Raw genomic sequence first — 11,595 nt, 5'->3', positions numbered from 1 at the left:
ACTAGCTCAGACGTGCGTGAGCTTCGCGCAGCTCGCGCCACGCTTCGCTCGATCGGTAGGACGATCGCTGCTCGATGTAGCGACGCAACCTCGCTGTGTCCTCGGCGTTGTCTTTCGCCGCGGTGCCGGCCAGGGACTCCGCGAGATCGGTGAACGTGCCTGCATCACCGCGCATGTACCAGCCACGAATTCCGGTGGCATGCGCGAGCGAGACCGCCTCAGCCGTGCTCATCACAGACGACAACCGCTCGACGGGAGCACCGGCTTCGGTGAATCCCGATCTCAGGTCACGGAACAGCGTCACGAGAAGTTCCGCGACCGCCGGATCTTGATCGATCCCCACCCCGGACGCGCGCAACAGCGCCGCCGACTCCGCCCGCACCAGCTCGAGCTCGGTGTCGAAATCTGCAATCGGATGTACCGTCTCGAAATTGAAGCGACGTTTGAGCGCGGCGCTCATTTCGTTCACTCCTCGGTCGCGGGTATTTGCCGTCGCGATGACGTTGAATCCCTCACGCGCGTAGACCATCGCGTCCGTTCCGGTGAGTTCTGGCACCGCGAGAACACGTTCGGACAACAGCGACAGCAGGGTGTCCTGCACTTCGAGTGGGCATCGGGTGATCTCCTCGAAACGCACGATCCGACCCTCGGACATGCCACGCAGCATGGGTGCCGGAACCATCGATCGTGGGGAAGGGCCCTCGGCTACCAACAGCGCGTAGTTCCACGAGTACCTGATCTGATCCTCGGTGGTTGCAGCGCCTCCTTGGATGGTGAGCGTGGAATCTCCACTGACCGCAGCCGCAATGAGTTCGGACAGCATCGATTTCGCAGTACCTGGTTCACCGACCAACATCAATCCGCGTGTGGTCGCCAAGGTGACGAGCGAGCGTTCGACGAGTGACGGGTTACCGACATACTTGGCGACGATTCCGCGGTGGGCGTCGCCCATCACGAAGCTGCGGGCCGCCTGCAGACTCAATTTCCACCCGGGTGGCCGCGGACCGCAGTCCTCGTCGGCGAGTCGCTCGAGCTCGTCTGCATACCGCTCCTCGGCAGGTGGCCGCTGTACTCCCGTCGTCACGACGCGAACCCATCCAGATCGGCGATGAGTTCCGAGACGGTCGCACGGTCGACTTCGTTCAAGGTCCCTCCTCGCAAGCTCACCTCGACGAGCTTCTGGTCCGGGTATCCGTTGTAGGGATCACCCGTCCCCATCCCCGGTTCGAGTCCCAGCAGCACCGAGACGTCGTCGCTCAGTTGGTAGAGCAAGCCCTGACCCCAGGACACGGGGTTCTCCCACACCGGTTCCCATCCACGGTAGGTCAACCGGAGGGCCTGGCTCGGGGTCGCAGTCACCCCCGTGAACCTGGCCAGGCCACTGCCGTCGATGTCGCCTGGCAGCGGGTCGTGGACCGGTCGGCCCAACTGTGGGAACGGCTGCAGTATTTCGTAATCGGCGAATATGTTCGACCACGTCCCGACCGTGTCGGGTATGTGTGCCGGATGAACCAGACCTATCCGGCCGTCGGGAAGCTCGAGGGCATCGTCGTCGACGTCTGCGAGGGTGCTGTCTTCCGCGACCCGGAACACCACTGCAGGTTTGTTGTTGTCGTCGAACGACGCCCACAGGAGACGACGAGCTACGTGGATCAAGAGCGGATGTCCCAGCACGTATTGGGTGAACTCGTCGGCGGTCCAACGGCGTCCGATCACCATCGACCGATTGAGGCGCTTGATCTGTTCGGTTGCAACAGCTTTGGCTTCGCGCTTGAGCGCGGCGAAGCGTGTCTTGGCTTCCTCCGCGAGGATGGCATCGTCTCGGGTGGTGGGCTTGGGCAGGCTCGTCGTCTTCTTGCCATTCTCGTCGAGCACGTATGGAACAAGTGCTTCGGTGAAGCCGACCGTGAAGGATCGCTCGCCGTAGTCGAACATCATGGTTCCCGACGACGACAAATCGAGAGTGGGGACGATGCGGTCCGCCAACTGCTCACGATCGAGACCGATGCTTTCTGCGACCTCGGCGACCCGCTGCTGCGCGCCGACCTTGAGGGACTTGAATTTCATCTTCCGTGAGATGTGGTCCAATTCGGTGAGGGCCCGGGTCGAGCCGTGCGCAGCCAGAGCGTCCAGCCCCAGTTGCGCTCGGGCAGTCCCGTTCTCGCCTGGCCAACGCCGGATGAGCGGGGCCAGCTTTCCGATTGTCGAGTCGTCGCCCAGCCACCCGAGTGCGAGGATCACCCAATTGTCTTTCGAGGGCGCACCTGCTCCCCACCATCGCTGAAAGAGCTCCCACGCTGCGTCGGCGAGTGACCCGCGATCGCAGTACGAGGTCACCGTCTCGAGCCCTGCGTACGGTGCATCGATTGTGCTTACCGCGCACATCGTCAAGATATGCGCCGTGGCGGAATCAGGCAGAGCAGCGGACCTGTCCGCGGTCAGTATCGGCGGCAGCGACGGCGCGTCGGCCCAGGCCGGTGTTTTCGGAATGCGCTTCGGTAGTACTTCCAGCGGATCGAGATCGACGATGGTCGCAATCGCTGCCGATACGTCGTCTCCGTACCTGTTTGCTCCGGCCAGCACTGTGTCTCGTGAGGTGGCGCGCGCGAGTCCGCGTAATGCTGCTGCAGCGTGATCTTTCTGCGCCCCAGCTTTTCCCACCGCGTCGGGGATCAACAGCGTTGCTGCGTCCGCCGCATGCCGGACGAGCCATGCCAAAGCGGGCTTGCGCAAGTTCTTCCGGGTGGCGAACATCGTCGCGTGCACGCGCGCGACATCGAGGTCGACGTACGGCATCAGATAGGGTGCCGCTGCACCGGGGTGAGCTCGTGTGAAGCGGAGCATGAGCGGTAAGGCGTCGAGTTCGTAACGCGCAACGACACGCAGCGGATCCTTGAGAGTTGTTCCCTCCCAATCAGTCAGGAACGGTCGGGCAATCTCGTCCGGCGCGATGAGGAAAATGATCCAGGCGTACCGGCCCCCTGCACCTGTCGGTGACGGGTCTGGAATGTACTGCTTGTAACTGTCCCATGTCGTATAGGAGTAATCTCCCGGCCTGTTCTTGATGGCCTCGAGTTCGCCTGGCAGCCAGGCCATCTTGTGAAGATCAGGGACTTCGAGCCCTGTGATGGCGGTCGCGTCGGGCATCTTCTTGCGCGTCGACCACGGCGGACTGACGAGGATCGACGGAAGGTCGGTCGCCATCGGCAACAAGGTTGTCAGTTCTGCGATCCTGCGTTGCGCTCTCTCCGGCAACGTGGAGGCGATCTCGCGCGCCAAGTCCGGATCCCGCCGTACGTGGCGATCGAACAATCCCGAATCAGCCTCTACCAGAACACGGAACGCTCGACGCGGATAGTTCTGCATCGCCCGAAGGACGATTGGCTGCCCGTTCTTCATCCCTCCACGTCGGACCAGAGCCTCGAACGCATCGTCGGTGGGGATAGCCGAAAGGGCGTGCAGTATTCGCAGAAGCCAGGACTCGTCGTGCGCGTTTCCGTACGGATTCGGCGTGTCGAAAGCGTCCAGCAACACAGGCAGTATCGGCGGGCCGATACCATCCACCACCGCTGCTGTCATCGCATCGTCGAGCAGCCACCGCCGGTGCCCGTAGGCGTCATCGCTTCGATGAAGCTGTTCTGGCGTGTTCGCCGAGACCATCAGCTGCGTGCTCCAGTGGTAGGACTGAGGACGCACCACCATGATCAACTCCTCCGACCACTCCAGCTCGGTCGGGAAGATGAACGTAGCGGTCAGCTTTCGTACGGTGTTGCCTCGCAGCGTCGATGCCACGCTTCGGGCCGCCGCGTAGTCCTCGTCCGACGCCACCGCGATCAACCCGCGCATGCGCTCGAGCATGTACTCGCGCGGAGAATAGGTCAGTTGCTCGTCGTACCCATCCACCTGCGCGAAACGTTCTCGCGTCGTGTACTTCGGCATTTCGAACACCGCGTCCGGCGTGGCATGACCGTGGGAAACGACGCTGATTACGGCACCTTCCGGGAGGTCCGCAACCAGCACCCTTTCGCTCACGAAACGCATGTCGGACAACTCCAGAAGCGCCTCGACCGCGAAGACCAAGCCGTGCCTGGCCACCCAGCCGTCGATGATCGAGACAACTCGCAATTCGTCGCGACTTACGAATCGGTTCAGGAGAAAATACAGAGCGGCGGCACCAAGAGCCGAGACGTCGCCTGCCTGGTACTTCCTGGCGGCGATCGTCAATTTGTCGGGGTTGGTGTCGTTGACGAGGTACCAGGACGCGTACTGGAGGCTGAGTTCGTCGGTCTCGATCTTCGCTAGTTCGACGCCTGCGTCAGGATCGACCGGCGCGACGCTGGCGCGATAACCCCCGCGTCGGGGATATTTCATCGGTAGCCACGTCAGCGGCGGCACGGACTTCGACTCGGACTCGGACTCGGACTCGGACTCGGACTCGGACGTACTGTGGCTCACGCATCTCCTCGAGGTCCCGCACTGTTCGGCGACGTGCCGAGAATGATAGCGGGCAGAACGATCGCCCACCGGTGATCTCGTACCGCGTGGTCTGGCAGCGAAGTGTGGGCGGCGAAAGCAAAACCGACCGGACGGCATGCGGAACGAATTTCTGCCTTGCGCACCGCATCGGTCCGCGGGAGAGTGACGGTCGTGAACGACACACCCGCGTCCGGCCCCCCACCGCGTTTTCGCGGCGTGCCCATCAACGAAATCCCGGCCGTAGTGCCCCTGAGGTTGATTCTGGCCGAAACGGAGAGGATCGGTGCGTGGCTCAGCGGTGCACGGGTCTACAGCACATGCATGACCTTCTCGGTCGAAGCCTGTGTCCGAGAATCTGATCGCTTGCTGGGTATGTACGGGTTCGGTAGACCAGAGTCGAATCACACTCCGCCGATGCTCGTCGGTTTCGAGGATGTCGACGGAACCGTCTCCACAAACCTTCCCGGCAGGCGAACGGGGTTGAGCCCCAGCGGCGGTGGAGGAAACCGCCTGCACAGTCGAGCCGGCCTCATTCTGGAACCCGTCCCGCCCGCCGGTCCTTTGCATGTGTATTTCGCTTGGCCGCACTTCGGGATCGCCGAAACACGTCATAGTGTGGACGCGAGCGAATTCGTCTCGGCGACATCCGAAGTGAGAAAGCTGTGGGACGAGGCCGATCCGGATACGGGCACCCAGTTCGACCTCGACGACAGGACTACACCCGAGATCGAGATTCCACCTGGCGGATGGTTCGAGACGGCCCTCGAACGCCAGAAGCCACCTCCACGCGACCCCAATGCGCCGCGTCGTATCAATTACGCGATCGGGGGTGATGATTAGGCGGTGCATGGTCGCTCCGACCGGCTGCGAGCTGGCAGGATCAACAGCGTGATCGAATCCATTTTCGTCGAGCACCTGCGGTTCTGCTCCGAGTCGAGCGGGCGGTTCAACCGGCATCCGCACCGTGAATTGGCCTCCTTTCGACGCACATCCCAGCAGTCCGATTGCGGTGCCGACATCGACGCGCGAATATCGACCAACGATGTGCTTATAGGTGGCGAACAGCGGAATGCATAAATCTATTGGTGTCCGCCGCCCTGCGTCCTGCGTTACCAGCCGACACAGAGGTGTTGCCGTCCTCGATAACTCCCCCGCTTCAGTTCCAACCTTGGGAGCGAAACCACTGCGCAGGCTTTAGTAGCGCTGAGGGGCGAGGAGGGTGACCTGACGCATTCGGTGAACATCGGTGGGTACGAGCTCCCGATCTAGTTTCCCCGCCTGTGAATCGACCACGACCCGAACGGGGTGAGGTAGTGTCGCGATCATGACACTGCAGAAAGGCGCATGAGCGCCCCGTCGTCCGAGCGCAGACTCTTGCGCCCACGATATATTCGTTTCGCTGCCGGTCGGCTGTGGGTTATCGACGAAACCCAGCCTGTCGCAGCGCTTCTCGAACCGACATCCGGACAGATCGATCGGATCGTGTCCTGGCCGGAGATACCCTCACCATCACCTGCACTGACGATTGCCTCCCACGCAGACCGTGTCTGGCTGCAGTACCGCGGAACCGATGTTCTGGCCTGCGTGACCGTGGACGGGGTACATCACGCCGAGTATCTCGAGGGCTCACATCTGCTGACAGCGGGATCGTCCGGAGCATGGTGTTTTCGACCCACACGCACGCGTGACGACGTCGCTCGCACCGCGGACGAGCCGCCGCTCCCCCGCCCGCGATCGCGACCACCTCTGCTCCTGGCTCACCCGGGCGGAGGCACGTCTCCGATCGACGTCGACGGGGTTCTAGTCGCAGCCGACTTCGACGAACAGTCGGTCCACCTCGCCGTCGAGCACACCCCATGGTCGCGCACCTATCGCGGAACCCCCACTCCGGCAGGATATGTTCTCCAACAATCCAAGTCGTGGATCCATCTACCGCTGGACGCGAGCACGACCCGCATCGAACTCGACGACTACCCTCGATCGCGGGCCGACGGCGCGTGGCACACCAGCGAGTACGCGGACATTACCTACAACGAGCTGCACCGCCGCAAGCGCGCGATCGGCGACGGCGTCCGATGGCACTGGGGCGTGACAGGCAGGCACGGCGGTGTTCTTATCGCGAAGGCATTCCGTGCCGGTTCCTCGACGCCCGTGTGTGAGATCGAACTGCCGGAAGTCCGGGCCTACGAAGGCACCGCATACGGTGACCAACTCTGGCTCCTTGTCAGATCTGTGGACGGTGCGAGCCGCCACCTTGTTCGGCTCTCGATAGACACAGCAGAGTCCGAACTCGACACAGCCATAGACGATCTGGACATCACGGGCTACTGCCGCCCCGTCGCTCCCGAGCCGCCTGATCATGCGTCGTACGTCCGCTACTGCATTCGTCGACTCGACGGGCGGCGGTTCTCGAAGAGAATGCACGACGTCCGCGCCGAGTTCATCGGCGACTGGCCGCACGGCCGCTTGCACATCAGTTTCACCCACGATGACTACGAGGGGCTCACTGTGGTGACTCGACTCAACCTGTACGACGAACAGGGTCGACGTCTCGAAGATATAACTTGTTATGCCCCTACCGAATTGATGGAGCAGGCAGACACCCGCGCGTACCCGGATCGGTCGCGCGCCGTCGGAGGGGTGTTATACGTATGACGCATTGGGTCGAAGTGCTGCTGAAGATCGTCGACGGTCCGCAGCGGCCGGTCATGGGTATCGCCCGCGCAATTCACGCCGACATCGGTCCTAGAGACGTCTACGACGGGCACTACGGCATCGTTCCGTCGTACGTGGGTTTCGGGCTCGGCGAAGTCCGTCTCTTCCGTTTCGGTCGACAGACACGCATGGAGTCTCTGGAAGGGAAACCGCTGTTCATCGCCGACGGCCATAAGTGTTGGGTGTTCGAAGCCGGTCACGATGATCCGATCGAAACCAACGAGCTCAACACCCGGATACCCGACCCGGGCCGAGAACTGATCGTCTCCCGCCCGGTCGAACACTGGGCGCGACCGGGCCTCACCAGACCTACACGTCCTATCGAAGAGGTCGAATTCATCGGACGGCGTTGCTGGAAGGTGGAACTGCAAACCGGCAGCAAGGGCTCGCCGATGGTTCTGACGATCGACACCGAGACCGGGGCCGTGTTGAAGCAGGAGTCCGAGGAGGGCAGTGCGGAATACATCGATTGTGCCCTGCCGGAGGAATTTTCGGACTCGACGTTCGTGTGGAGCGGCCCGGCCAGAATGGCTCGTAACGTGTTCGCCGAGGATCGGGCGCGTGAGGTGGAACGATCGAGAAACAACATGCAATGGTTCCACGACAACGTCAGCGCGCAGCGGATACGAGCACACGTCTTGGTCGACTTCACCCCGACCGAGGTGCGCCGAGATCCCGAACATCCTGACAGCTTCGAAGCCGATATCGAGAAAGGTGCCGGCCGACTGTGGCGACGCGCGCGATCCAGCGAGGACTGGCTCCTCCCCGTGAACTGGACGCGGCACTACCCGACACCTGTACGAGCATGGTCCACGGAGACGTTCGACTGGGCCTGCGCATTAAGCCTGGGCCCGGGCAGTTTGACCGATGCGACAGTGACGCAACTCCAACACGCGCTCCACCCAGGCCAAGACGTGGTTGGCATACCCCCACTGAATCCGCACCTAGCTGAGCAATACGACCAATCTTGATATGCCGGGCTACCGGTAGAGGTCTGCATATTGCGGCAGCACAACAGTTTTCGTGTTACTCGAGTCTCGACGCCGGATCATTCCGACGGGTCCTGACGCCGCGCAGATGCCGTTGGGGTGAGCGCGCGACGTTGTTATTCGATGGCTTGTTGATGGACTGTTTGAGAGGGTGCACGAATGAGTGCGGTCAACTGGTTACTGGCGGGCCCGCGTGGTCGTCGGTTGCTCCTCGAGTATGCGCTGCTCGCGGAAGAGGATTCGGCCGTCGATGTCGAGCATTCGTTCTGCTCTGCGGTGTTCCTGGCGTCCTACCGCCTTGACGTCGACCAAGGTGCCGGAGTGGTGATGTTCGGGCCCGGTGCTGAGGAAGCGCGGCAGACCGTGGTGACAGCGGAGGATGTGGCGGATCGCCTGTCTCGGGTGCCGCTCCCGGAAGTGACAGCCGGCGTGCTGCGTTCGGTCCTTGCTGCAGCGGTAGATCACGCGATGTACTGGCAGCCACCGAACGGTGAGGACGTTCTCGCCGCCACCGCATCGGTGCGGGGTGAGCTGGAACGGATAGCCGAACACGTCGCCTCGACGCCGCACGCACAGTGGTGGTCGACGGGTCTCGCGGCTGCTGATCAGTGGATCGTGTGGTGGGACAACGCATACGCGCAATTCCGGGATGACCCGGCGGCCACACTGACCACCGCAGAGACGTTGCACGACTACGGTGCTCGCACGGCGAAAGAAGAAGTGCGAGCGGCGACCGTGCGGCCGGCGGACCCGGCCGCGGGCTTTTCCGGAGAGTGGTGGTCGGTTCCTCCGACACGGAGCTCGACTCGCTCGTTGTTCGATGGCACCCCGGCGGAGCTGTGGTTCGTCGAGGACGGCATGGGATGGAAGCGGGCGGTCTCGCGGCGCATGCGCGTTCCCAGCGGTGTTCGCGCGTACGAGATCGACGGCCCGCAGGCGTGGGCGCAGCTATGCAGAGAGTTCCCTGTCGAGGTCACCGCGCAGAAGCGGCACGACTGGTACTGCGCTACCGGGCGGGCCGGGCGATGGGTCGTTCCCGACTGGCCACGAGTGGCGGAACAGTACGACGGTATTCACCTCACCGTCCGCGGCTACCTCTCCGCAGCCGGGACGGCCATCACCGTGGACGACGCCACAGCGAGTGTCATCGCTGGATGGGCACCCGACGAAACCTATTGGCTCACCGACACCGCAGCAGCCGACGGCGACAAAGCCCAGGTGTGGGTGTGCGACACCGACGGGGAACACCCCGAGTGGACCGCACACAGAGCTCGCTGACGCGGTCTGCACACCGGTAAACGCCAATCCGGTAGTTGTCGCCGGCGTTCACCCAACACTCGAAGAATCCCGATCTCGAAGACGAAGATAAGCATCGAGCCGAGCCGCGCCGACAAGAAGGTCACGGCCCCTCGCGCTCAGCAGCGCCTGCCACGCGTCGAGAAAGGAACGCAACTCGTCGACACCTCCGGCACCGCGCAACGATTCAAGGAAGTGCGCGACTTGACTCAGTCGGTAGCCGCCGCGCCGGAGTTGCCGCGCGATCTCGACGTCCCGGACGGCGTCAGCGGCGTATTCGCGGTAGCCGGTGGTCGGGGCGCGTGTGGGTTGTACGACTCCTTCCGCTTCCCAGGCCCGCAGCGTCGCCGGGTGCAGATCGAGGCGTCGTGCGAGTTCACCCACCGTCAGCGGGCGTCCGTCGATCGGCCGCGGTGCCATCGTCGACAGGCTCTTCAGGGCGGCGGCCGTTTCGCCGTAGGTGCCTCGTTCGGAGTGGAGAGCGGCATGGTCGGCGTCGATCGTTCGGTATGCGAAGTCGTCGTCACGGGCGTTGACTGCGCGCATGATGTCGACCGCCGGCCTGTACCCGTGTCCGCGGCGCAGTGCCACGAACGCGTCGAGCGCCGCAGCGTGCATGAGCGTGTAACACCGGTAGCCGGAGTCACTTCGGACCGCGAGAGGTAGGACGCCTACCTCTTCGTAGTTGCGTACCGCCTGTGTGGACAGTCCGTGTCGGCGGGCCAGATCGGTGGGTCTCACAATGCCTCGATTGAGGGTTAACGGGTTTTAAGCCGGTTGGATGATGCCGAAGTCTCAATGGAATGCTCAACGATACCGTCAAACATATGCCTGCAGAACTGCACAACATCGCCCGAGAACTCAGCGAAGACCTTGGCCGCGTGGTCGACGCTTTCCTGACCGGGCGTCCGGCCGTCCTCCTGGGCCTCGGTGAGCCGACACACGGAATCCCTGCCTTCACGAGCCTGCGCAACGAGCTGCTCGTCCATCTCGTCGCTCGCGGATTCCGGTCGGTGGCGCTCGAGACCGATATCTTCGCCGCGTCCATCGTCGACGATTACGTGGCCGGTGGAACAGCGGGCCTCGACGAGGTGTTGTCGGCCGGTTTCAGTCACGGGTTCGGCGCAGTTCCCGGTAACCGTGAACTGCTCGAATGGCTGCGTGGTCATAACGCAGCGTGCGCGCCGGAGGACCGGGTCCGATTTCATGGCTTCGACGCGCCCGTCGAGTACTCGGGAGCACCGAGCCCCGGACCGTCCCTGAAGTTCGTATTGGAAGCCCTGGCCCCCGAAGAGGTGTTGCCTCCCCACATAGGGGACCTCGACGAACTCCTCGGTGACGACGCCGACTGGACTGATCCGAACGCGATGTACGACGCCGCCGCGTCGATCGGCGGATCCAAAAGAGCCCAGGTTCTCGGCTCGATCGCGGAAGGACTGGCCGCCGCTGCACCACTGGACGCGCCGTGGGAGGTGTCTGCGCACGCGCGCGCTGCGCAGGGTTTGCTTCGCTATCACGCGGCCATGGCGAGTACCGCCCCCGATCGCATCGGGCAACTACTCGGCATACGCGCCGAAATGATGGCCGACAATCTCCGCGACATCGTCACGCGTGAACGCGGTCGCGGGCCGACCCTGGTGTTCGCGCACAACTCGCACCTGCGCCGCGGCGACTCGGCGTTACCGAGCGAGGCGAGCTGGGCTGCAGCCGGTGCGCTCGTGGCCCACGACCTCGGCGATGAATACGTATTCATCGCGACCGACGCCAACCCGTCGGCACCCGTCGGCACACTGCAGGCCATGTTGGGCGATGCCACAGACCGACGCGCGTTGTTCCCAGCGGACGCACTACGCAGCGCACTGCCCGAGTCCGTTACCGCGGGTACGCCGATCGCTCCGGGCCACCTGCCACTTTCTCCCGCAAACCTATCCGGAACCGACGCGATCGTATTCATCGCCGACACCGATGGGCACCGACACCAATACTGGTGATCCGTCCAAACGTATATAGAACGTTCAATTATCGGTGTACACCCTCACGTGATGGTCCCCGTACAACCTCATATGTAGGTGCTCGGCGAGTCCTGTCGTAACTCGCCCACGACAAGGGCCACCCTTCG

The 11,595-nt window shown here is 63.2% G+C and carries 8 protein-coding genes; 5 read left to right on the top strand and 3 right to left on the bottom strand.

Annotated features, from left to right (window positions below; genetic code table 11):
* Position 1: 1 nt before the first annotated feature.
* Positions 2–1,084: an AAA family ATPase gene (locus tag CH268_RS16175; protein WP_094665068.1), complete on the bottom strand. Its 1,083-nt coding sequence runs from the start codon at positions 1,082–1,084 to the stop codon at positions 2–4.
* Positions 1,081–4,455 (bottom strand): DUF4132 domain-containing protein, encoded by a 3,375-nt coding sequence (locus CH268_RS16170; RefSeq protein WP_176457966.1) that lies wholly within the window; start codon positions 4,453–4,455, stop codon positions 1,081–1,083. Before CH268_RS16170 ends, CH268_RS16175 begins: the two co-directional genes overlap by 4 nt.
* A 636-nt stretch (positions 4,456–5,091) precedes the next feature.
* Between CH268_RS16170 and CH268_RS27930 the strand changes: the two genes are divergently transcribed.
* The 4 genes from CH268_RS27930 (at position 5,092) to CH268_RS16155 (ending at position 9,458) form a co-directional block, all read left to right on the top strand.
* Complete coding sequence (locus CH268_RS27930; RefSeq protein WP_162247567.1) at positions 5,092–5,316, top strand: hypothetical protein; 225 nt, start codon at positions 5,092–5,094, stop codon at positions 5,314–5,316.
* Between the two features lie 504 nt (positions 5,317–5,820).
* On the top strand, positions 5,821–7,131 hold the full coding sequence (locus CH268_RS16165; RefSeq protein WP_032366122.1) for a hypothetical protein: 1,311 nt from the start codon (positions 5,821–5,823) through the stop codon (positions 7,129–7,131).
* A complete protein-coding gene (locus tag CH268_RS16160) occupies positions 7,128–8,162 on the top strand; it encodes a hypothetical protein (protein WP_052055188.1) in 1,035 nt (344 codons plus the stop codon). The genes CH268_RS16165 and CH268_RS16160 overlap by 4 nt, the downstream gene beginning before the upstream one ends.
* A gap of 177 nt (positions 8,163–8,339) precedes the next feature.
* The gene (locus CH268_RS16155; protein WP_094665064.1) at positions 8,340–9,458 is read left to right on the top strand and encodes a hypothetical protein; all 1,119 of its coding nucleotides are present in this window, start codon (positions 8,340–8,342) and stop codon (positions 9,456–9,458) included.
* Positions 9,459–9,506: 48 nt separating this feature from the next.
* Here the strand turns inward: CH268_RS16155 and CH268_RS16150 are convergent, their stop codons facing one another.
* Complete coding sequence (locus tag CH268_RS16150) at positions 9,507–10,217, bottom strand: MerR family transcriptional regulator (protein ID WP_032366119.1); 711 nt, start codon at positions 10,215–10,217, stop codon at positions 9,507–9,509.
* 86 nt (positions 10,218–10,303) lie between these two features.
* Between CH268_RS16150 and CH268_RS16145 the strand changes: the two genes are divergently transcribed.
* Complete coding sequence (locus tag CH268_RS16145; RefSeq protein WP_094665327.1) at positions 10,304–11,467, top strand: erythromycin esterase family protein; 1,164 nt, start codon at positions 10,304–10,306, stop codon at positions 11,465–11,467.
* Positions 11,468–11,595: the final 128 nt, after the last annotated feature.

The organism is Rhodococcus sp. 06-1460-1B (genome assembly GCF_002258475.1).
In the GTDB taxonomy this organism is placed as follows: Bacteria; Actinomycetota; Actinomycetes; order Mycobacteriales; family Mycobacteriaceae; genus Rhodococcoides; species Rhodococcoides fascians.
Note: the sequence above shows the minus strand (reverse complement) of the source record. Positions and strands in the feature narration are given on the sequence as shown.

Bases quoted from the DNA above. Each gene is read 5' to 3' on its own strand.
- CH268_RS16165 (WP_032366122.1), top strand. From the start codon at position 5,821: ATGAGCGCCCCGTCGTCCGAGCGCAGACTCTTGCGCCCACGATATATT.
- CH268_RS16160 (WP_052055188.1), top strand. From the start codon at position 7,128: ATGACGCATTGGGTCGAAGTGCTGCTGAAGATCGTCGACGGTCCGCAG.
- CH268_RS16155 (WP_094665064.1), top strand. From the start codon at position 8,340: ATGAGTGCGGTCAACTGGTTACTGGCGGGCCCGCGTGGTCGTCGGTTG.
- CH268_RS16145 (WP_094665327.1), top strand. From the start codon at position 10,304: ATGCCTGCAGAACTGCACAACATCGCCCGAGAACTCAGCGAAGACCTT.